The following is a 20,342-nucleotide window of genomic DNA, read 5'->3' as shown; positions in this document are numbered from 1 at the left end:
AAAGCAAATTCAATGCCGGAATAGAAAGTTGATTGAGTAGATATTTGTTACGGTAACGCTTGGGAGCCCATCATGCGAGGCTCAATGACGCTGCGCGCGCACCATTTTGAGAATTTTACGCACTTGTTTCATTCCGGGTTTGGGGCATCACCTGACTGATGCTTATCAGCATGCGCATCGCGCAGAATATCGATTCCACCATATACCGCAATCGCCGCGACTCCCAATCCGACAAGCAGATCTGGCCAGTTGGACCCAGTCCACAGTACGATTACGCCCGCGATAATGATCCCCCCATTCGAGATGAAGTCATTGAAACTAAATGTTGTAGCGGCTCGCAGGTTTACATCCTTCTTTTCTATTTTTTTCAAAAGCCAGAGACAGATCAGATTTACAACACCTGCAATCGCGGCCATTGCCAGCATGATGAGACCGAGGGGTTCAGATCCTTCAAAGTATCGACGGATTGCGTCGCCGGCGACGCCGACGGCAAATACAAGAAGCATTCCACCTGACAGTCGAGCGGCGTTGCGTTTCCAGATCCGCGAACGTGTAAGTGCAAGCAGGCTCAAGCCATACACAACCGCGTCCGAGGAATTATCCAGCCCGTTCGCCAGGAGGGCATTGGAGTCGCCGAACCAGCCTGTGACAAAAAAGCCAATGGCTATGAGTATGTTTAGCCATAGTACGATTTGAAGAGTTCGGCGCTCGTCTGACGTCTCGATTTTCAAGTCTTCGCTACCCATCCTATGATTTTACCATGCGTTGTCTGTGAGGGGAGATGCACCGTAAGAATTTTACCGAAGCGTCTCCGTTAGAAAGCTTTGTATTGCGAGCGTATTGAGGATAGCTGGAGTAGCGGTAGGGCCCTGTGGTGGCAAGTGTGCCCTTGGCTCCTGGTGTCTCGTCGAAACCGAAACGGAAATCTGCGCGCCAAACCACCATATTCGCGATGATGAGAGGGGCAAACCCGAGGCCGAATATCGCCCAGCAGGGTACGGGAGCGGTTGCCCTACCTGAAGCCCCAATCGACAGCGCCGCTCCGAAATTCGTGATCGTACCCATCCAGATGATTGGTGCCACAAAACGCGAATAACGCTGCGGGAGCCAAATTCTCTGCGCGGGGAAGGCTGCAGACCAAATAGGAATCACAGCAACTGCGCCACCTGTGGCAATGCCGAGTATCTGGATTGTCGTATCGCCACTCATGTTGCCTCCTGCGCTTGTGTTTTCAGCCGTCTAGGTTATTTCCTGCAGTCTACAGTAACTAGAGGGGCAAGGGGCGCTATCATGGCCTTGATGACGATCGGAAAACTGTCAGGGGCGACGGCCGTAAAAGTCACGACAATCCGCTATTATGAATCCATTGGCCTGCTCGACGAGCCGCAACGCAGCGCAAGCGGACAGCGGTTGTACGCAGGGGACTCTGTAGAGCGTCTCCGTTTTATACGTCATGCAAGGGATCTGGGGTTTCCCGTCTCAGCGGTAAGGGAACTGATTTCGCTGCAGGTAGAGCCAGGCAGGGAGTGCGTCCTGGTTGACCAGATTGCACGTCGCCAGCTTGACGAGGTTCGCCGCAGGCTGACCCAATTGGAGGCGCTCGAGGCCGAGCTCAAGCGCATGATCCGCGCTTGCGAAGGCGGCAAGATCGGATCCTGCTCTGTGCTCGCTGCCCTTGGCCAGCACGAGAATTGCTTGCACGAACAGCATGATGGCGCCGAGGTGCTTGCAGGGCTTCCGTCAAAAGGCGCTTGACCCTCCAGTGACTGGAGGTGCTAAAAAGAGAGTGAGCCTGTTTACCCGATCGTAAAAGAAAGTAGCTAGCCAGCAATCATGGTTCCGTTCCAAGTCATAACGTGTTTACGAAGGTTGCTCGTCATGGTGATGGCGATAGCTTTTGTTATTGCGCCGATGACGGCTGCGGCGGATATCATGCATCCGGGCGATCAGGCCGCAGAGGAATGTTCTACGAGTGAGCTGGCCCAAGATGCCCCTGATAAGGAGCCATCGCATGAAGGTCATGACCATACCGCGCATCAGTGCGGAAGCTGTCATTTCCATCTGATAGGCGGCGGCGATCTAAGCGGCGCTCCGAAGTCTGTCGTGCAGACAAAACATTTGTTGCCTGGCGGTTCTTTTCTCGAGAACCTCCGCCCAGACGGTCTTTACCGTCCTCCTCGCGCCTAGACCAACGACACAGGAATATTTTGCGTGGCTACGGCCTCGCTGTCGTTGAATCTGGACGAGGAAACCAGCAAAAATGAAAATTATTATATGCAGCGCGATCACCGCGCTCGCCCTGCCGGTCATGGCCGGTACGGCCTATGCGCAAGGGTGTAGTTCTGTCTATGTCAGCGCGACTGACTATGATCTATCCCAACCACTGACGCTCGACGCGGCTATTGCTCGCGCCGCCAATGCTTCGCCTGAAGTTCTGACGGCGGCTCTCGAGGCGAAAGCTTCATCGGCCGACGCCGATCAGGCGAGCCGTTGGCTTAATCCATCTCTGTCTGTCGAAACCGAGAACTTTGCCGGCAGCGGATCGCTTGAAGGCTTCAATGCCTACGAGACGACCCTGGCAGTGGCGCAGACCTTACAGCTTGGCGACAAACGAAGACTTTCCGAGCGGGCCGCCAGAGCTGAAGCCGCATTGGCGAGTGCCGAATGTTCTGTACGAAGCCTGGAAGCTCAGAAACTCGCAGGGGAACTCTATCTGGAACTTCGTGCCGCTTACGACATGGCCGAGGTCGCTCAGGCCTCAGCCGATCTCGCATCCGAGTTCTCTGGCGTCGTCCAGCGCCGCGTGGACGCTGGAGCGTCGGCTCCGCCTGAGTTGCTGCGCGCGCGGGCTGAAGCAGCAGCGCTTCAGGCGGTTGCGGATGGTGCGCGGGGCCAGGTCGAAGCCAAAGGGCTAGCGCTTGCGTCCGTTTGGGGTAGTCCAGAGATCGACTTTGTCTTGTCTGGCACTGCGGAAATCGTAACAGATCCGGCGGGTGGGTCGGCTCAACCAGATTCTGGCGTTCATCCGTCACTTGCGGCGGCTAAGGCCGGAGCGACGGCTCGTAGCGCGGCGACGGACCGGGCCCGCGCTGGCGCATGGCCTGATATAACCGTATCGGCTGGTGTCCGAAGATTTGAGGACACGGGCGATAGCGCGTTTCTGGCGGGTGTCAGTGTTCCTTTGCCGGTCTTTGACCGCAATCAGGACGCAACGCGGGCGGCGGGATTACGTACCCAGAGTGCCGAGCTATCAGCACAGACTGTTGAGGCAAGGTTGCGGGCCGAGCAAGCGAGCCTCGCCGCGCAGGTGCGGGCTGCGAAGTCTCGCTTGCAGCGTCTCGAGGGCGAAGCGCTGCCGCTCGCAGAAGAAGCCTATACAGCTGCGGCAGAGGGCTACCGGGTTGGCAAGTTCGACCTCACAGCCACGCTCGATGCGCGGCGCAGTCTGATTGAAACCCGCGCCGCCGTAATCGATGCCCGGCTGGCGCTCCAGACATACACGCTGCGGTTGCGTGCGCTGATTGGCGCCGCGCCGTTCGAAGGAGAGATCGAATGAAACTGAATTTATTCTATGCGGCGCTGCTTTCTCCAGCGCTTTTGTATCTTAGTGCTTGCGGCAGTGACGCCTCCGATTCGTCTGGTGCAAACCGGACGCCCCCACAAGCCGAAGATGGCCATGACGACCACGAGGACGGTAGTGATGAGGAGCATGAAAGCCATGATGAGGCCGATGGCGACGATCATGAGGGACATGAAGATGGAGGCGGTCATACCGAACACGAAGGTGAAGGCGGCGATCATGTCGAGCTGACCGCCGAGGAGGCGGAAGCTGCCGGTATCCGGACCGGGCGAGCCCAAACCGGAGCGGTTTCGGGCCAGCTGGAACTGCCGGCCGAGATCCGTTTCGATGCGGACCGTGTCGCAAGGGTCTCGCCACAGGTCGAGGGCACCGTTGCCCAACTTTATGCAGGCGAAGGCGATATCGTGAAAGCCGGCGCCACGCTTGCCCGGCTGACCAGTCGTGAACTCGCCGGCCTAAAGGCCGATTATCTGAATGCCCTGAGCGCCGAGCGCCTCGCGCAAGCCGAGCTTGAGCGTGAGGAAAACCTCTGGGAGCAGAAAATCACCGCCGAGGCCGATCTGCAGTCGGCGCGTGCGGCATTCGCTGCAGCCAATGCCGGCCGGGAAGCTGCTGAAAACAGGCTTCATGCGATCGGCATTGGTCATGGCACACTGGACAAGCTTAATGAGGCTGCGGATGGGTCGCTTGCACAAGCCTATGTGACGGCTCCCCTTGCCGGAGAGGTGATTCAGCGGAGCGTTTCTCTTGGAGAAACCGTATCGGCTGGCGGCGCGCCCATCTTTGTCATCATCGATGATAGCGTCGTCTGGGCCGACATCGCCGTCTACAAGGAAGATCTCGGCAAGGTCAGCGAAGGCCAGACCGTGACATTCCAGCAGGAGGATGGCCGCGTCCTGGCCGAAGGGACAATTTCAAATGTCCTGCCTGTCATCAGTGAGGCATCCCGCACCGCGACCGCGCGGGTCATTGTCGACAATGCCGAACACAGGCTGAAGCCCGGTCAGTTCGTAACGGCGCGGATCGACACGGGAGAGGGGCGCCCCGTCGTGCGCGTTCCCTCCGATGCGATTGTCAGTGTTGAAGACAGGATGTCGGTCTTCGTCCCGACCGATGACGGGTTCGAACCGCGCGAGGTCCGCACAGGGGACAGCGCGAGGGGCTATACCGAGATCATTTCCGGGCTCGAGGCCGACGAAGCATTCGTTGCCGAGGGCGCCTTCACCCTGAAAGCGCAGCTTGAAAAAGACGCTTTCGGCGACGGCCACGCACACTAGGAGACCCGCAAAATGATCAATTTGATGCACCGCCTTGCGGGTGGCCGGCTGCTTGCCGCCATTGCCGCACTCGCCCTATCGATCGGGGGACTGTTTGCCTTTCGCAGCCTGCCTGTCGACGCTTTTCCCGATCCCTCACCTTCTCTGGTCCAAGTCTTCACCGAAACTGAAGGCCTGTCGCCCGAAGAGGTCGAACGCTATGTCACCTATCCGATCGAGACGGCCATGTCCGGCCTGCCCAAGGTCGACGAGATCCGCTCGACATCCAATTTTGGCCTGTCTGTCATCAATATCTATTTCGAGGACGGCACGGACGTCTATTTTGCCCGCCAGGTCGTCGGCGAGCGCCTCGGCGAGGCCGCCGACGCCATTCCCGACGGCTTCGGCACACCCAAGATGGGGCCGATTTCGACCGGCCTTGGTATCATCATGTACTACCGGCTCGTCGATGAGACCGGCGAGCGGTCGCTGGTTGAGCTGCGCGAGATTGCTGACTGGATGATCAAGTATCCGCTTCAGTCGGTTGAAGGGGTGACGGAGGTTCTGTCACTAGGGGGTTTCGAGAAGCAGTACCAGGTCCGCCTCGATCCCGATCAGCTGACATCCTATGACCTCAGCGTCGGCGAGGTGATTGCCGCCTTGGAGAGCGCCAATCGGACGGCCGGCGCGCAATTCATCGAAATTGGCGCCGAACAGTACACGGTGCGCGGGGTCGGGCTCGCTCGCTCCCTCGATGATCTGCGTGAAACGCCGGTCAAGACCGTGGATGGACGAACCGTCCGCGTCAGCGACCTCGGTGAAGTCGCGATAGGTGGCGGCGTCCGGCAGGGGCTCGCAACTGCCAATGGCGAAGGGGAGACCGTCGCCGGTCTCGTCCTGAAACTTTATGGCACAAACACGTCTGAGGTGATCGAGAACGCGCAAGCGCGCTTCGACGAGATCAACCTGTCGCTTCCCGACGGTGTCAAAGCCGTTCCGTATTATGATCAGGGTACGCTGGTGAATAAGGCAGCCGCGACCGTGACGACCGCCCTCTGGCAGGGCGCGCTCCTGGTCGCGGTCATCGTCTTCCTGTTCCTCGGCGGCTGGCGTCCAAGCCTCGTGGTTGTCATGGCCATACCCTTCTCGGTCGGCTTTGCCTTCATCGCGATGAAATTCCTCGGCATCGGGGCCAATCTGATGACGCTGGGCGGGGTGGCGATCGCCATCGGGATGATGGTCGACGGCGCCATCGTCATCGCCGAGAACGTGGATCGCGGCTTGCGCGAACGACGCGAGGGTGAAGATAGCCGCACGACGGTCGCGCGAGCGAGCGCCGAAGTGATCGCGCCGCTGATTGCTGCCGTCCTCGTGGTGATCATTGTCTTCCTGCCGCTGTTCTCTTTGCAGGGAACCGAAGGCAAGACGTTCCGGCCGCTCGCCGCCTCTGCCGCGCTCGCCATGACAGGGTCGCTGATCTATGCCGCGCTCATCGCTCCGGCGATGGCGCTCGGCCTCATGCGTCCGCCCAAGAGCAATAGCCAGGAGAGCGACAGCCGGCTTGTTTCGCTGATCAAGCCGCTTGCGGCCTTCTTCGTCCGGCGACGTCTCGCGGCGGTCGGGCTAGCAGGCGTCCTGCTTCTGGTTGGGGGCCTCTCAGCGACACGCCTTGGCTCGGAGTTCACGCCTGCGCTGGAGGAAGGCGATGTCCTGTTGCGTGTGACGATGGCGCCGTCCATCTCGCTAACCGAAGCAAAGGAAACGTCGACCCGCATCGAGGCAAGACTGCTTGAAGCCTTCCCCGAGATCAGTTCCATTGTCAGCCGGATCGGTCGTGGGGAAGTCGGCGCGCATGCCGACCCGGTCAACAGTATCGAGGCCTTCGTGGCGCTCAAACCCCGAAACGAATGGCGCAATGGCATCAGCCCGGATGAACTCCGGGCGTCGATTTCCGAGAATCTCGGCGGCTTTCCAGGCGTCAGGGTCAATGTTGGCCAGCCAATCGCCATGTCGGTTGATGAACTCCTGACCGGCACAAAGGCGCAACTGGCGGTCAAGATCTTCGGTCCGGATACGGCGGTCCTGCTGGAAGGCTCGCAGGACTTGCAGTCCATTCTTCAGGAGGTTCCAGGGGCGACCGACGTCCAGGCCGATCAGATCACCGGCGCGCCGCAGCTTGTGGTCTCGCTCAACCGTCCTGCGCTCGGCCGGTATGGACTGAGCGTGGAGGAGGCGCTCGATGCCTTGCGTTCCGGCGTCGGCGGGGCAGAGGCTGGTGCCGTTTTTGAGGGCGTGCGCCAGTTTCCCGTCATCGTGCGCTATGCCGAAGAGGACCGCAACACGCCCGCGGCCATCGGACGGATTATTTTGGAATCGTCCAGCGGCGCACGGGTTCCACTCGAAAGCGTGGCAAACATCAGGGAGATTGTCGGTCCACGTCAGATCACGCGCGAGAATGGTGAGCGATTCATCACCGTTCAACTCAATGTGAGAGGACGCGATATTGGCAGCTATGTCGCTGATGCGCAGCAATCGGTCGCCAGCCAGCTCGACCTGCCGGCTGGTTATCGCGTCGAATGGGGCGGACAGTTCGAACTCCAGCAGGAAGCGAATGCGCGGTTCGCGGTCGTGATCCCGATCACGCTCGGTATCGTATTCCTGATCCTGCTATTGACGTTCGGGCGCATGAAATCGGCCATCCTGATCCTGCTCAACATTCCGCTGGCGCTGACCGGCGGGGCGATGGCGCTCTGGATTGCAGGCCTGCCGATCTCGGTGCCTGCGACGGTCGGCTTTATTGCCCTGTTCGGTATCGCGCTCGGCAATGGCATGGTGCTGGTCAGTTTCATGGATGATTTTGCCAGGGAGGGCCGTGGTCGCGATGAACTTGCCGTCGAGGCGGCAGGCTTGCGGGCACGTCCTGTGCTGATGACCGCCCTTACGACGGCGCTCGGCCTTGCGCCGCTGCTCTTCGCAAGTGGTGTCGGTGCTGAAGTGCAGCGGCCACTGGCCACGGTGGTCATGGGCGGGCTGGTCTCCTCGACCGTGCTAACTTTGCTGGTGCTACCCGCCCTTCACCGCTGGTTCGCACCAAAGCCCGACGCGCACCATTCCTTGTTGGAGGCCGAGCATGTTCATCCATCGTGAACTTCGCTTCGCGGTCATGTCCGTTTCTCTCGCAGCCCTGGCCGGCTGCGAGAGTCTCGACAACGTGATGGGGGCCCTTTCAAGTGAGCAGGCGGCCAAGGTGCAGGAGGAATGCGGCCTGATACCACCAAAGAGCCGCGTAAAAAACGCGGTACACGCGCGGCGACGCGCGTATCTCGAGTGCAAGCGCAAGGTGCTGGAAGAGGAGGCCGATCCTGAGCCACGCACATGATCATGACGATCTTGATCCCGCGAGCGATGATCGTCGGGTCTCCATTGCCATCTGGTCAATAAGACTGTCATACGGATCACTGATCCGCCCGCCGTTGGTGGCTGGACGATCGTTATTCTTGGCGGTGTTGCGCTGGTCATTGCAGAGCTTACAGCCCTCCTGATCTATTCGGTGCAGAATGGGAGCGTGAATATCCGGGCGCTCCTCCTTCACAATCTGTCCGACGCACTCGCATCTGTAGCCGTGGTTGCGGGCGACGCGCTCATCCTCATCTATGACTGAATACTGTTCGATCCGTTCGTGACGATCGGTATCGCGGTAACATTCTCTGCCTGTCGTTCCGCGAAATCGGCGGGCCGATCCACATGTTGTGGCTAGGTAGTCCGCCGGACATTGACAACGGTACCGTCATTGAGGCGATGCGGAGCGGTGATGGTGTCGTGGATGTCCATCATTTGCATCTCTGGCAGATGCAGGAGCCCCTTTTGTCAGCTATCTTCGAACAGTTTGTCGGTGAGTGCGCAATCGGGTGTTTCAGCGCCGGTGCAACCAGCCATGATCTCGCCGAGCCGTCGATCCATCTGCTTCAGATCGGCGATGCGTTTACGGATATCGCCCCGATGTGCTTCTGCCAGCGCCCTGACCTCCGCGCAGCTCGGCCTGCCATCATTGATGCCAAGTAGCGAGCGTACATCTTCCACGGAGAAGCCGAGGCTGCGGGCTCGCAATATGAAACGCAGTCGTACCTGATCTTCATTCGAATACAGCCGGTGGCCACTTGCCGTGCGGGCTGGTTCGGGCAGCAATTCGATCTTTTCATAATAGCGGATCGTTTCAAGATTGCAGCCGAGCCGCCCGGCCAGTTCAGCCCGTTTGAGTGCTGCTCGCGGCGATGTGATGGCCATGATGAAATACCCACTTGTGTCTGTACCAACTACAGAGCGTAACGTGATCATGATCAATAAAGCAATGGGAACAGCTGGTCATGGCAGGTACGGAAAACAGCCCAGCAAATGAGCGTCGCTCAAGGTGGCTTGTTGCCGGTGGCATGCTGGGGGCATTCCTTGCATCATCCTGCTGCATCGTGCCGCTTGTGCTGATCAGTCTCGGTGTTTCCGGAGCGTGGATTGGCCAGTTGACGGCGCTGGAACCCTACAAGCCCCTTTTTCTTCTGGTCGCGATCGGATTTCTCGCGGCTGGGTTCTGGGATGTCTACTTTCGAAAAACCAGTGTCTGCGAGGATGGTAGCTATTGCGCCCGTTTGCAGTCGTCAGTCGTCAAGCAGGTCGCCCTGTGGAGCGGCGCGCTTGTCGTGCTGGCGGCCTTGACCATCGATGTATGGGCACCGTTATTTTACTAGCCAGGGAGACAAGTATGAAACGCACATGGATGATCGCCGGACTGGCAGGTCTGGCACTCGCGGGGGGGCTCGCAGTCGCCGGCGCGCAGAATGCTCCGGATGCCTCGGTGGAGGTCGAACAGGCGACAGCCCGTTTTACGATCGGAAACATGACCTGCGCGACATGTCCGATTGCTGTCAGGAAAGCGATGATGCGTGTCGAGGGCGTTAAATCTGTCGATATCGATTATGCGGCCAGGACCGCAGAAGTGGTTTACGATACGGCGGCGACAACGCCTGAGCTGATCGCTGCGGCTTCAACCGATGTAGGATACCCGGCAAGCGTTACGGACGGTTGAACACGCAGCATCTGGAATATCCTGATGAGGCACCTGCCAGTCGATGTTCGCATACATCGTCAGATTTTCACACAAGGCTTTCACTTTGATGTCAAAATGGACTGACCGAAAACTGCTGATAACGGGTCTGGCCGGTACCGTCATTGCGACACCTTCTTGTTTTGCATCAATGAGCATGTGCCTCAGCCCCGGCCGGGTACCAAAAATGGACAGGCTGAACCTTGAAGCTGCCTGCGCCGAGTGCACTCGGCGGGGCATCCAGGTGAACACATCGATGCGTACGAGCGATCCCGCGGTCTTCGCCGCAGGCGAATGCGGCGACAGCGGCCTCAACCTGATCCCGGCCACGCCTCCGACATCGGGTCGATGGTGTGATTTTGAATACTTGATCGAGGCCGCGTCGCCATGCCTGGTCACAAGCCAAGGAAGAAATAATGAATCAAACCGTAAAGACAGGCGATTGCTGCTCCGTCAATAAAAACGGCGACGACAGCTATGACCTCATCGTCATAGGTGCTGGCTCGGCCGGGTTTTCGGCTTCGATTAGCGCGGCCGAGGCCGGCAGGCGCGTGGCCATGGTTGGGCATGGCACCATCGGCGGCACCTGCGTCAATGTCGGCTGCGTGCCGTCCAAGGCGATGATACGGGCCGGTGAAGCGGTGCATGCTGGTACAGCGGCGGCACGGTTTCCGGGCATTGAGCCCGGTGCGCAGAGCGTGGACTGGTCGGCGGTCGTCAAGGGCACGGCCGATCTGGTCGACGAGATGCGCCAGAAAAAATACATCGACCTGCTGCCTTCCTATGAGAATGTCACCTATATCGAGGAAGGTGCCGCACGCCTGATCGAAGGTGGGATTGAGGTCGGCGGGCGGATCATCGCTGCACCGAAGGTTCTGATCGCCACCGGCTCGCGCCCTTTCTTGCCGGAAATTGACGGGATCGAGACCGTGGAGGCGCTGGATTCCTGGGACCTTCTCAGCCTGCCCGATCAGCCCGAAAGCATCCTGGTACTGGGCGGCGGCTATATTGGCTGTGAACTGGCGCAGATGGCGTCGCGGCTGGGCGTCAAGGTTACACTGGTCACGCGTTCTCGCCTTCTGCCCGGCGTGGAACCGGAAGTGGCCAAGGCGTTGACCGACGCGTTGAAGGCTGAGGGGGTCGCGGTCGAGACCGGCCTGTCCTACCGATCGGTGAGACGGAGTGACGGCGGCGTCACGCTGACAATCGAACGGGGTGGAAAGCCTGTGGCCACCACAGGCCGGGTGGCCAATTCCGAAGACCTCGGCTTGCGCGAGTTCGGCATCGAGACCGATGCGCGTGGATCGATCAAGGTCGGAGCCGACATGGCCACAACGCGGCCTGGCGTCTGGGCAGCGGGTGATGTCACCGATCGCGACCAGTTCGTCTACATGGCCGCTTATGGGGCCAAGGTGGCGGCCAACAATGCGCTCGGGCTTCAGGATTTGCGCTATGACAATGGGGCCATGCCCTGGGTCGTGTTCACCGATCCGCAGGTCGCCGGCGTCGGCCTTTCCGAGGTGCAGGCGAAGGCAGCCGGTCATGACGTCAAGGCCAGCGTGCTGACGCTGGACCACGTGGCACGCGCCGCCGCCGCCCGCGATACCCGCGGCGTCATCAAGCTGGTCGCGGATGCGAAGACCGACCGCCTCCTGGGCGGACAGATCGCGGCGCCCGAAGGGTCTGATGCGATTCAGACGCTGGCTATGGCGTTGAAGTTCGGCATGACGAGCAAGGCGCTTGGCGAGACAATTTTTCCATACCTGACAACTGTTGAAGGGTTAAAATTGGCGGCACAGACGTTCGACAAGGACGTGGCGAAGCTTTCATGCTGCGCAGGCTGAAACCAATTTTAACCGCAACGGGGCCTCGCCAGTCCAGCCAGATCAGGAAACGTCCCAGCCATGGATATTCGCGCGACGTTGTTGATCTATGCTGGCGCGGCAACCGCCGAAATTGCCGGTTGTTTTGCATTCTGGGCCTGGCTGCGGCTTGGAAAGTCCGCTTTCTGGCTGGTTCCGGGGATGATATCCCTTGTTGTATTCGCTTGGCTGCTGACACTGGTGGAAGCGTCTGCAGCCGGGCGCGCCTATGCCGCCTATGGTGGGGTTTACATAACTTCCTCGCTCATCTGGCTATGGACCATTGAGGGGATTCGTCCCGACCGCTGGGATCTGATAGGGGTTGTAACCTGTCTGATCGGGGCTGCGGTTATTCTTTTTGGTCCGCGCATGCCAGTTTGACACTATGGCGAAACGGGTCTTTATCGTCTTCCCTTTAGCTCGATCGGGGACAGTGCCGGAGTATGCCGCCTTACTGATCTGGAGGGTTGTGCGGATAGACTGTTTCTTGGTCCGGGCAGTCGCGGCCATTCGCGGGAATGCTGCAAATTTCCATGATGCGGTGAGAACCGTCCCGGCCCCGTTTGACCTGGAAGATCACGTCATCGCCTTCAGAGAGGTCAGTCAGCTCAAGATCGCCCATTAAAGCGAAACTCATGGTCATCGCGCCCATGGCGATGCCTTCGAAAGGGCCATGGTCGATGGTGACCCGGCCGTCGTCGCGATCAAGGGATGTGATCCTGCCCGTGGCCCGTCCAGTATCGCCGGGCATAGCTTCATCTGCCTGTTCGAACGGTTCAGGCCTGGTCTGATCCGCAGGGCCGGATGCTGGCGGCGTTCGGCTTTCGGGGTCACTGCAGGCTGTCAGGGAAGCGGAACCTAACAAGAAGGCGGTAATCAGAATTCTTTGAGTCATTGGGATTTCCTGGTGAACTAATCGGAACGCGGCCGGAACCTGATTTACGAATTTTTTGCTTGAAACAGAGGACCGGCTAGTGATCGGTGTCGTCATGATCCTTGCCTGACATGCCGGACATGGATCCGTGTCCGGCCATGTTGCAGTCCATCATGCCTTTGCCTTTCATCATCGACATCATGGATAGTTTGAAAGCATCCGGATCGCCGCCGATCGGCATCATCATGGCGATATCATAATTGTCGCTGTCGTCCTGCTTGAGCATGAAATGGACGTTGTCGCCATTCTCGAATTTGTCGAGCGCAACCATTCCGCCGACCTCGAAGTCCATTGTCATTTCACCCCAGCCGATCTTCTTGATCGGATCGTGTGAAATATTGACGGTTCGGGCATCCAGATCGACGCCGTTAATGACGCCAAAGCCGGGCGCCATGTCGCCGCAGCAGCTCATGCCGGACATGTCCATGTCTTTCATGCTGTCCATTTTCATGCCGGCCTCCTGGGCGAGCGCCGGACCAATCAGGGCCAGTCCGAGGATTGCGCCTGTGACTGCTGTCTTTCTGACGAGGGTTTTCATCGTTTTCTTCCTTTTTGATTGTCAGGCGCGGCTTTCAACAGAGGCCCCCGATGCGCGCCGGGACGGGGGAATAGGGTGGATGGACACGGGACTATTATTTCGACCTCAGATATTTGATGAGGGCAGCGATCCCGAGCAGGAGGAGGAGCACAGCAAGCAGCATGAACACCGTGCCGAACAGGCCGCCACCCATCATGCCGCCGTCGATCATCATTCTGCCTGATGAGCGATCCTGCGCGGCCGCCGGCAGCATGGCGCTACTCAGAAGCAGTGGAAACAAAAGCGGAATTTTCAACAGGTGTCTCGTCATGGTTTTTCTCCTTCGGGGGTGAATGAGCCGGCCCGGTTATCCGGTTCGGCCCGGGGTAAATCTGATGGAATCTGCAGCCCGACCCGGATGTAGTAGATGGCCGGGATCACGATCAGGGAGAGGATGAGGGTTGAGGCCATGCCGCCAAGCATGGGCAGGGCAATCCGGCGCATGACGTCCGATCCGAGGCCGTCGGTCAGGAAGATCGGGGCAAGACCTGCAAAAATGGTCGTGACCGTCATCAACTTCGGCCTGACGCGCATGGCCGCGCCCTTGCTGACAGCTGCGAAAAGCTGGCTCCTGTCAGACGGGTTCGCCTTGCGGACTTCCGCGTCGATATAGAGCAGCATCACGACGGCTGTCTCGACCGCGATGCCGCCCAGGGCGATGAAACCGACCGCGACGGCTACTGACAGATTGTAGCCTGCCAACCAGACGGCCCACATTCCGCCGACCAGGCCGAATGGCAGGCTGGCCATGATGATCAGGGTCCGGTCGAGCCGACCGAAATGTAGCATCAGCAGCAGGAAGATCAGTGCAATCGCAGCTGGAATGGCGATCTTCAGCCGCGCATTCGCTTCCTGCATCTGTTCATACTGTCCGGAGAACTCCACCGCATATCCCGCAGGCAGGTCGACGGCGTTGGCAATCACCTGTCCGGCGTCTGCAACATAGCTGCCCATGTCCCGGTCCGCGATATCGACGAAAACCCAGCCAGTCAGCCTGGCATTTTCCGATCGGATCATTGGCGGGCCTTCCGTATAGGAAATGTCCGCCAGTTCGCTGAGAGGGATATGGGCGCCGGACGGGGCGGGCACGAGTATCTCTTCCAGGTCTGTGGCGCTCTCACGAAATGGCCGATCATAGCGCAGGATGATGTCATAGCGTTCCCGGCCCTCGACAGACTGGGAGAGTGTCATGCCGCCCAGGGCGGTTCGGATCACGGACTGGAAGGCTGCCATGTCGATATTCCGCCGGGCGAGTTCGCCCCTGTCCGGCGTGATCTCGAGATATTTGCCGCCCATGACCCTGTCGGCGAAGGCCGAGCGCGTTCCGGGTACGTCCGAAATGGCCGCTTCTATGTCCCGGGCAATGGTCTCAATCTCTGTCAGATCATCGCCCGTAACCTTGATGCCAATGGGCGTGCGCACTCCTGTTGAAACCATGTCCATGCGAATCTTGATCGGATAGCCCCATGAATTCACGAGGCCGGGCATTTGCAGCTTGGCATCGAGCTCATCGGTGATGTCCTCGACCGTCACACCTGGCCGCCAATCCTCCTTCGGTTTCAGCTTGATCCAGGTCTCGATCATGGTGAGTGGCGCTGGATCGGTTGCGGTATCGGCGCGCCCGGCCTTGCCGAAGACACGATCGACTTCTGGCACGGTCTTGATGACGCGGTTTGTCTGGCCAAGAATCTCCCGCATCTTGGTGGATGACACGCCGGGCAGGGTGGTCGGCATGTAGAGGAGCTCGCCTTCATAAAGGGCCGGCATGAATTCCGAGCCGATCCTCTGGACCGGCACGATGACGGTGGCCGTCAGCGCGAGCGCTAGGGCGACCGTGATCCATTTGAACCTCAGGGCTAGATGGAGCAGCGGTTTGTAGGCCCAGACGAAGAAGGCGTTCAGGGGATTGGCTTCCTCGCGCCGGAACCGACCCCGCATCAGGTACAGCATCAGAACCGGGACAAGTGTCACCGACAGAATGGCCGCGAAGGCCATCGCATAGGTCTTGGTATAGGCAAGAGGACTGAAGAGCCTGAAGCTCTGACCGGTCAGGGCAAAGACGGGCAGGAAGGAGACCGTGATGATGAGGAGTGAAAAGAATATGCCGGGGCCGACTTCCTGAGCCGACTCGACCAGCGCCTGGCGGCGCACGCTCGGATCGGGTTTCGGTCCCAGATCCGCCAGTTTCCGGCTGGCATTCTCGACAAGCACAATCGAGGCGTCGACCATGGCGCCGATCGCGATGGCGATCCCGCCAAGTGACATGATGTTCGCTGTGACACCTTGCCAGGACATGATCAGGAACGCGCCGAGCACTCCGAGCGGCAAGGTGATGATGGCAACCAGAGACGACCTTACATGGAGGAGGAAGATCAGGATGACGAGCGCAACCGCGATGCCTTCCTCGATCAGCTTGTCTTTCAGATAATCGACCGAACCCTCGATGAGTGGCGCGCGGTCATACACAGTGACAATCTCGACACCTTCCGGCAGGCCGCGCTGGAGACTATCAAGTTTCTCCTTCACACGTTCGATCACCGACAGCGCATTCTCGCCATCGCGCATCACCACGATGCCGGACACCGTTTCGCCTTCGCCATTGAGTTCGACAATGCCGCGCCGGAGGGCCGGGCCTTCGACAATCCGGGCGACATGGCTCAGCTGGACGGGGGTGCCATCCTCTGCCTTGACCACGACCTGTTCGAGATCAAGCTTCTCATCGACATAGCCTGATGAGCGGATGACATATTCCGTTTCGCCCTGTTCGAGCACGCGGCCACCGACTTCGCTTGAGGCTGCGCGGACCGCGTCACGGATACGGGTGATCGACAGGTCGTAACTTCTCAGGCGATTGGGATCGAGGAGAACCTGGTATTCCCTGACAAAACCGCCGACCGAGGCGACTTCAGAGACCCCCTCCACACCGGCCAGTTCGAGTTTCAGGAACCAGTCCTGGAGTGAACGCAGCTCGGCGAGATCGGTCTTGCCGGTTTTGTCGACCAAGGCATACTGATAGACCCAGCCAACGCCGGTCGCATCCGGTCCTATCTGCGGTACGGCGCCTTCCGGGAGTTCAGACCCCAGCCGGGACAAGGCTTCGAGCACGCGCGAGCGGGCCCAGTAGAGGTCAACATCATCGTCAAATATGACATAGACAAAACTGGTGCCGAACATTGAGGAGCCGCGCACATCCTTGGTCTTCGGCAGACCGAGAAGGTTCGTCGATAGTGGATAGGTGACGAGGTCCTCGACAATCTGCGGGCTCTGGCCCGGAAAATCGGTACGAATAATGACCTGGGTATCTGTCAGGTCCGGCACTGCATCGAGCGGCGTGCGCTGGATCGCCATCCACCCGGTCACAGCCAGTGCAGCGGCGAGCATGAGGACGATGAGCTGGTTGGAAACCGACCAGGAGATCAGCTTTGCCACCCATGATCTGGAGGGGTCTTGCCCCGCGAGGTCTCTGTCGTTTCGTTCAGTCATGACCGTCCCCCGAATGCCCAGGGGCCTGGTCAGCGCCAGTCTCGCTGTCATTGGTCGTCATCGACATGCCGGCCATCGGCCTGGGCCAGTCAATCCGTTCGGCCCCATCTGCGCTGTACGGATTGGCCGGTTTGGCTTCTTCCTGCAGCCAGTACCGGCCCGTTGCCATGTCCCGGTAGAGCACCAGACCAGCCTCGCTGTAATGCTGAGGTGCGCCTTCCAGCAGCCAGGGTTTCAAGGCCTCGACCAGGTCTGAGAGTTGCGTGGCAAGGTCTTCGCGGTCCGTGGCGTTTTGCGCGGCGGCGAGAGCGGTTTGCGTAGCATCCATGACCGGTGCCAGTTTCGTGTTCGCGTAACGGTCCCGCAGCACTGGCACCAGGGCGAGCGCCGGATCCACGAATAGCGGATCGATGTCATACCCGTCTGTCAGGGCCTCGTGGAAGTAGAGCGCCATGTCAGTGAAGTGATCGATTTCGGCGAGGGCTTTACTGTCCACCGGTATATCGAAGAGCGGTGTTTCCGGACTGGCCGCACTCGCATCTGGAGCTTCCAGCTTAGCAAGGCCTTCTTTCAGGTTGGCTTCGCTATCGAGCAGGAACTGCCCGCTGGCGACGACCATGTCGCCGCTTTCCAGACCCGACAGGATTTCGGTCCGGCCATTGGCCGAAATCCCGGTTTGCACGGCGCGTCCGGAGAAGCGGCCATTGCCTTCGGCGATGACGACACGGGCGCCCTCGCTACCAAGCAGAATGGCTTCACTTGGAACCGAAAGACGCGGTCGGCCGCCGATATTCAGCCTTATGTCCGCATAGGCGCCCGGGCGAAGATAGCCCGACACATTGTCCACTTCGATCCGGACGTCGGCTGTACGGGTTTTCGGGTCGATTGTCGGATAGATATAGTCGACCTGGCCTTTACCGGGGGCATCGGGCGCGCTCGGAAAATCGAGTTCGGCCGGCATGCCTGCCTGCACTAGCGGCAGGTCGCTCTCCGGCACAGAGGCAATGACCCAGACATCGGCATAGGATTGCAGGCGCAGTATGGGTGTACCGGGTTTGACATAGTCGCCATTGCGGACCTGAAGCTCGGCAACCGTGCCGCCGGCTTCTGCGTAAACTGGAACACGTTCAATGACCTGGCGGGTTTCGGTCAGCCGGTCGATGGCCGCATTCTGCATGCCAAGGGAGCGCAGGCGTTGGCGAACCGACGCGATGCGCGCTTCGTTGCCGATCTTGAACGAGTTCAGATAATCTTTCTGCGCGGCGATCAGGTCCGGACTGTAGATCCGGTAGAGGAGACTGCCGGGGCGGACGGTGTCGCCCTCGGCATTGACCGCCAGATTCTCAATCCAGCCTTCTAGCCGCGAGACGGTAACATTTTCGAGCCGTTCATTGGTCTCGACCGTGCCGAAGGCTCTCAGTACACGGCTGAAATCCCCGGTCTCGGCAGGTGCTGTCCGGATCCCCATGGTCTGGATCATTTCCGGCGAGACGGCCACGCCCGATCCGGTGTCATCGGCATAAACCGGGATGTAATCCATGCCCATGGAATCCTTTTTCGGAACGGGCGAGGTGTCCGGCTTGCCCATGGGATGCTTGTAGTAAAGGATTTCGCCTGCTGAGCTCGTTGGTTCCTGGGCCTTGTCGGCAGGCACCAGGTCCATGCCACAGATCGGGCAGGTGCCGTCCGGATCGGTCGAAATATAGTGAGGGTGCATGGGGCAGGTGTATCGTTGCGTCTCGCTCGAGGCGTTCGGCTTTTCACCCTGGCCGCCCGGTGATCCGCCCGGTGCGCCGCATGCGGCGAGCAAGAGGGCGGCAGATGCGGTGCCCATTATCAGGAATGTCTTTTTCATTGTGTCACCAGGAGGGCATTCAGGCGTGCGATCGCAGCGGCCTTGCGGGCCGTTTCAGCTTCGATTTCCGCCCGGAGTTTGAGAATGGCGATCTCGCCGTCAATGATCGGCGCATAGCCGCCAACACCGGATTCATAGGTAATCAGCTGGGCCTCGACTTCGTCTTCGACGGCAGCGATCTTGACCTGCAGGACGTCGATACTGGCATCGGCCGCGCGGATAATGGCGTCCCGGGACGCATACTGGGCCGCCGCATTCCGTGCGGCGGCCTGGTAGCGTTGCTCGGCGCCGGCCCGCTCGGCCTTTGCGGCGCGCAAGTTCGGCGCCTGCTTCCTTTCGGCCCAGAGCGGAACCGTAAAAGTCACCATACCGGAGACCCAGTCATCCCCCGCGAACATCGCGCCTTCATCGCGCTGTTGATAAGTGAGCTGGGCCCCCCATTCTGGCTTCCAGGCCGCGCGGGCCTCGTCGATACCGTAATCGGTAACGCGGACGGCCGCGTCGGCAACACGCACGGTATGGAACTCAAGCGCTGCGCCGGACCAGTCTCTTTCAGTCAGGGGAGGGAGGCCGGTCGAAGGGACCAGTCCGACGAGTTCGATCAGGCGCGCATCGGTCTCGGCTTCCTGCCGATCAAGATCAACAAGCGTCCGGGAAACTTCTGCCCGTTCGCTTTCAATTTCGGCAAGGCGATAGACGGCCGGGCGGCCCGCGTCGATCTCGGCCTCGACAATGTCGACAAGCTCGTCATATTTGGCGTTTCGCGCTTCGGCGAGGGATCTCTGCCTGGTCAGTCTAGTCTTGTCAGCGAGAAAAGCGATGAGTTCGGCGCGCAAGGCCGCATAACGGGCATCGCGAACCGCCTCGGTCTGTGCTGACATCGCCCGGGCTTCACCGGCGCGGGCTTCACGGCCCGCGAAGCTCGGAAATTGTTGCCGGATACCAACGGCTTTATTGGTCGGCAAGTAACTGTCGAATGAGGGATCGAAAATCGGAATGTTGTTGATCCCGAGGGATACGACCGGGTCCGGGAGTGCGGTTGAGGCGACTGCACGCTCCCGGTCGGCTTCGGCATCGTAACCGAGAGCGGAGAGGCTTGGATGGGCCTCGAGACGGGCTTCAAGCTCGGCAAAGCTCTGAGCGCTGGCAACCGCCGCAAGGGGCACAGCGGCAAACGCTGCGACCAGCAGCATTCTCGAAATGTGGGGCATGATAAAACAGGCTCTTCTGAATCCCAGCCGCAGGTCATCGCTCTCAATTCAGGAAGCGCTGCTTTAGCGATATTGGCGTGTGCTGGACGATATCCAGCCGAGGTGGAGGCCCGGTCTTTAGTGTTTCGCGCTCTGGCAGGAATGCCTTTGGTGGGTTAGCGAGAACCGCAGCAAATTCTGCGTCTACATTCGCAACAGGTGCAACTGGATTGGCGTCACTGTGCGCCTGGATAAGCATGGGTGCACAGTCGTATCCCGCGGGGCAATCAGACGATGACGCCTGATCTGTATGCCCGGTGTCGGCCATGGCTTCCATCGCCATGTCATGACAGGGATGATTGCTGCTCATTTCAGTCGGCGCGGTTTCGGAGGCCCCGACCATCAATGGACACGCCATGACCGGATGAGCCGCCATGAAGGCAGCGGCAAACAGTGTCAGGAGGCGGGTCACAAACTGCATCATTGTTCAAATACGTGAAAAGATTAAAG

At 59.6% G+C, this 20,342-nt stretch carries 21 protein-coding genes and 1 pseudogene; 12 read left to right on the top strand and 10 right to left on the bottom strand.

The genetic code is table 11. From position 1 onward, the window contains the following. Positions 1-128: 128 nt before the first annotated feature. The gene (locus tag L53_RS07085) at positions 129-746 is read right to left on the bottom strand and encodes a cation transporter (RefSeq protein ID WP_034813619.1); all 618 of its coding nucleotides are present in this window, start codon (positions 744-746) and stop codon (positions 129-131) included. Position 747: 1 nt separating this feature from the next. Next, a complete protein-coding gene (locus L53_RS07080) occupies positions 748-1,209 on the bottom strand; it encodes a hypothetical protein (RefSeq protein ID WP_034813618.1) in 462 nt (153 codons plus the stop codon). An 81-nt stretch (positions 1,210-1,290) separates the two neighbouring features. Between L53_RS07080 and L53_RS07075 the strand changes: the two genes are divergently transcribed. From L53_RS07075 to L53_RS17735, 7 genes and pseudogenes are all read left to right on the top strand, one after another. Next, complete coding sequence (locus L53_RS07075; protein WP_084333203.1) at positions 1,291-1,755, top strand: helix-turn-helix domain-containing protein; 465 nt, start codon at positions 1,291-1,293, stop codon at positions 1,753-1,755. A 78-nt stretch (positions 1,756-1,833) separates the two neighbouring features. Further along, a complete protein-coding gene (locus L53_RS17740) occupies positions 1,834-2,187 on the top strand; it encodes a DUF2946 family protein (protein WP_369794159.1) in 354 nt (117 codons plus the stop codon). A gap of 73 nt (positions 2,188-2,260) precedes the next feature. Further along, a complete protein-coding gene (locus L53_RS07065; protein ID WP_034813616.1) occupies positions 2,261-3,556 on the top strand; it encodes a TolC family protein in 1,296 nt (431 codons plus the stop codon). Next, entirely contained in the window at positions 3,553-4,857 is a 1,305-nt protein-coding gene (locus L53_RS07060; RefSeq protein ID WP_034813614.1) for an efflux RND transporter periplasmic adaptor subunit, read from the top strand. The genes L53_RS07065 and L53_RS07060 overlap by 4 nt, the downstream gene beginning before the upstream one ends. A gap of 12 nt (positions 4,858-4,869) precedes the next feature. Further along, positions 4,870-7,983, top strand: coding sequence for an efflux RND transporter permease subunit (locus L53_RS07055; RefSeq protein WP_034813612.1), 3,114 nt, complete (start codon positions 4,870-4,872; stop codon positions 7,981-7,983). Further along, complete coding sequence (locus L53_RS07050) at positions 7,967-8,215, top strand: hypothetical protein (protein ID WP_034813609.1); 249 nt, start codon at positions 7,967-7,969, stop codon at positions 8,213-8,215. The genes L53_RS07055 and L53_RS07050 overlap by 17 nt, the downstream gene beginning before the upstream one ends. Positions 8,216-8,287: 72 nt before the next feature. Further along, positions 8,288-8,694, top strand: a pseudogene (locus L53_RS17735) (cation transporter); the annotation flags it as partial. A 9-nt stretch (positions 8,695-8,703) separates the two neighbouring features. On the opposite strand, the gene L53_RS07040 reads toward L53_RS17735, so the two are convergent. Then, a complete protein-coding gene (locus L53_RS07040) occupies positions 8,704-9,120 on the bottom strand; it encodes a helix-turn-helix domain-containing protein (RefSeq protein WP_034798637.1) in 417 nt (138 codons plus the stop codon). Positions 9,121-9,200: 80 nt separating this feature from the next. On the opposite strand from L53_RS07040, the gene L53_RS07035 reads away from it, so the two are divergent. The 5 genes from L53_RS07035 to L53_RS07020 are packed head-to-tail and all read left to right on the top strand — an operon-like array spanning position 9,201 to position 12,174. Continuing rightward, positions 9,201-9,575, top strand: coding sequence for a mercuric transporter MerT family protein (locus tag L53_RS07035; protein WP_034813607.1), 375 nt, complete (start codon positions 9,201-9,203; stop codon positions 9,573-9,575). A 14-nt stretch (positions 9,576-9,589) separates the two neighbouring features. Then, entirely contained in the window at positions 9,590-9,913 is a 324-nt protein-coding gene (locus L53_RS07030) for a heavy-metal-associated domain-containing protein (protein WP_034798642.1), read from the top strand. A 43-nt stretch (positions 9,914-9,956) separates the two neighbouring features. Then, on the top strand, positions 9,957-10,391 hold the full coding sequence (locus L53_RS17310) for an FAD-dependent oxidoreductase (protein WP_084333201.1): 435 nt from the start codon (positions 9,957-9,959) through the stop codon (positions 10,389-10,391). After that, positions 10,348-11,775 carry a mercury(II) reductase gene (merA, locus tag L53_RS07025; protein WP_034813604.1) on the top strand — a complete coding sequence of 476 codons (1,428 nt, stop codon included), beginning with the start codon at positions 10,348-10,350 and terminating at the stop codon, positions 11,773-11,775. The genes L53_RS17310 and merA overlap by 44 nt, the downstream gene beginning before the upstream one ends. Positions 11,776-11,835: 60 nt before the next feature. Continuing rightward, positions 11,836-12,174 (top strand): YnfA family protein, encoded by a 339-nt coding sequence (locus L53_RS07020; protein WP_013301493.1) that lies wholly within the window; start codon positions 11,836-11,838, stop codon positions 12,172-12,174. 70 nt (positions 12,175-12,244) lie between these two features. On the opposite strand, the gene L53_RS16970 is transcribed toward L53_RS07020, so the two are convergent. The 7 genes from L53_RS16970 to L53_RS06985 all read right to left on the bottom strand — a co-directional run bounded on the left by L53_RS16970 (position 12,245) and on the right by L53_RS06985 (position 20,313). Beyond that, positions 12,245-12,688 (bottom strand): copper-binding protein, encoded by a 444-nt coding sequence (locus L53_RS16970; RefSeq protein ID WP_158084498.1) that lies wholly within the window; start codon positions 12,686-12,688, stop codon positions 12,245-12,247. 76 nt (positions 12,689-12,764) lie between these two features. Beyond that, entirely contained in the window at positions 12,765-13,265 is a 501-nt protein-coding gene (locus L53_RS07010; RefSeq protein WP_034813602.1) for a copper-binding protein, read from the bottom strand. A gap of 94 nt (positions 13,266-13,359) precedes the next feature. Next, complete coding sequence (locus tag L53_RS07005) at positions 13,360-13,575, bottom strand: hypothetical protein (RefSeq protein ID WP_013301490.1); 216 nt, start codon at positions 13,573-13,575, stop codon at positions 13,360-13,362. Next, complete coding sequence (locus L53_RS07000; protein ID WP_034813596.1) at positions 13,572-16,787, bottom strand: efflux RND transporter permease subunit; 3,216 nt, start codon at positions 16,785-16,787, stop codon at positions 13,572-13,574. The genes L53_RS07005 and L53_RS07000 overlap by 4 nt, the downstream gene beginning before the upstream one ends. Continuing rightward, positions 16,780-18,642 carry an efflux RND transporter periplasmic adaptor subunit gene (locus tag L53_RS06995; RefSeq protein WP_034813595.1) on the bottom strand — a complete coding sequence of 621 codons (1,863 nt, stop codon included), beginning with the start codon at positions 18,640-18,642 and terminating at the stop codon, positions 16,780-16,782. Before L53_RS06995 ends, L53_RS07000 begins: the two co-directional genes overlap by 8 nt. Beyond that, entirely contained in the window at positions 18,639-19,853 is a 1,215-nt protein-coding gene (locus L53_RS06990; RefSeq protein WP_034813594.1) for a TolC family protein, read from the bottom strand. Before L53_RS06990 ends, L53_RS06995 begins: the two co-directional genes overlap by 4 nt. Positions 19,854-19,896: 43 nt before the next feature. Beyond that, the gene (locus tag L53_RS06985; RefSeq protein WP_198019773.1) at positions 19,897-20,313 is read right to left on the bottom strand and encodes a hypothetical protein; all 417 of its coding nucleotides are present in this window, start codon (positions 20,311-20,313) and stop codon (positions 19,897-19,899) included. Positions 20,314-20,342: the final 29 nt, after the last annotated feature.

It is taken from the genome of Hyphomonas sp. L-53-1-40 (genome assembly GCF_000682775.1).
In the GTDB taxonomy this organism is placed as follows: Bacteria; Pseudomonadota; Alphaproteobacteria; order Caulobacterales; family Hyphomonadaceae; genus Hyphomonas.
This window is presented reverse-complemented; position numbering and strand designations above follow the sequence as displayed.

Excerpts from the sequence above, each read along its gene's own strand:
- L53_RS07085 (WP_034813619.1), bottom strand. The coding sequence starts at position 746 with ATGGGTAGCGAAGACTTGAAAATCGAGACGTCAGACGAGCGCCGAACT.
- L53_RS07080 (WP_034813618.1), bottom strand. The coding sequence starts at position 1,209 with ATGAGTGGCGATACGACAATCCAGATACTCGGCATTGCCACAGGTGGC.
- L53_RS07075 (WP_084333203.1), top strand. The coding sequence starts at position 1,291 with ATGGCCTTGATGACGATCGGAAAACTGTCAGGGGCGACGGCCGTAAAA.
- L53_RS17740 (WP_369794159.1), top strand. The coding sequence starts at position 1,834 with ATGGTTCCGTTCCAAGTCATAACGTGTTTACGAAGGTTGCTCGTCATG.
- L53_RS07065 (WP_034813616.1), top strand. The coding sequence starts at position 2,261 with ATGAAAATTATTATATGCAGCGCGATCACCGCGCTCGCCCTGCCGGTC.
- L53_RS07060 (WP_034813614.1), top strand. The coding sequence starts at position 3,553 with ATGAAACTGAATTTATTCTATGCGGCGCTGCTTTCTCCAGCGCTTTTG.
- L53_RS07055 (WP_034813612.1), top strand. The coding sequence starts at position 4,870 with ATGATCAATTTGATGCACCGCCTTGCGGGTGGCCGGCTGCTTGCCGCC.
- L53_RS07050 (WP_034813609.1), top strand. The coding sequence starts at position 7,967 with ATGTTCATCCATCGTGAACTTCGCTTCGCGGTCATGTCCGTTTCTCTC.
- L53_RS07040 (WP_034798637.1), bottom strand. The coding sequence starts at position 9,120 with ATGGCCATCACATCGCCGCGAGCAGCACTCAAACGGGCTGAACTGGCC.
- L53_RS07035 (WP_034813607.1), top strand. The coding sequence starts at position 9,201 with ATGGCAGGTACGGAAAACAGCCCAGCAAATGAGCGTCGCTCAAGGTGG.
- L53_RS07030 (WP_034798642.1), top strand. The coding sequence starts at position 9,590 with ATGAAACGCACATGGATGATCGCCGGACTGGCAGGTCTGGCACTCGCG.
- L53_RS17310 (WP_084333201.1), top strand. The coding sequence starts at position 9,957 with ATGTTCGCATACATCGTCAGATTTTCACACAAGGCTTTCACTTTGATG.
- merA (WP_034813604.1), top strand. The coding sequence starts at position 10,348 with ATGAATCAAACCGTAAAGACAGGCGATTGCTGCTCCGTCAATAAAAAC.
- L53_RS07020 (WP_013301493.1), top strand. The coding sequence starts at position 11,836 with ATGGATATTCGCGCGACGTTGTTGATCTATGCTGGCGCGGCAACCGCC.
- L53_RS16970 (WP_158084498.1), bottom strand. The coding sequence starts at position 12,688 with ATGACTCAAAGAATTCTGATTACCGCCTTCTTGTTAGGTTCCGCTTCC.
- L53_RS07010 (WP_034813602.1), bottom strand. The coding sequence starts at position 13,265 with ATGAAAACCCTCGTCAGAAAGACAGCAGTCACAGGCGCAATCCTCGGA.
- L53_RS07005 (WP_013301490.1), bottom strand. The coding sequence starts at position 13,575 with ATGACGAGACACCTGTTGAAAATTCCGCTTTTGTTTCCACTGCTTCTG.
- L53_RS07000 (WP_034813596.1), bottom strand. The coding sequence starts at position 16,787 with ATGACTGAACGAAACGACAGAGACCTCGCGGGGCAAGACCCCTCCAGA.
- L53_RS06995 (WP_034813595.1), bottom strand. The coding sequence starts at position 18,642 with ATGAAAAAGACATTCCTGATAATGGGCACCGCATCTGCCGCCCTCTTG.
- L53_RS06990 (WP_034813594.1), bottom strand. The coding sequence starts at position 19,853 with ATGCCCCACATTTCGAGAATGCTGCTGGTCGCAGCGTTTGCCGCTGTG.
- L53_RS06985 (WP_198019773.1), bottom strand. The coding sequence starts at position 20,313 with ATGCAGTTTGTGACCCGCCTCCTGACACTGTTTGCCGCTGCCTTCATG.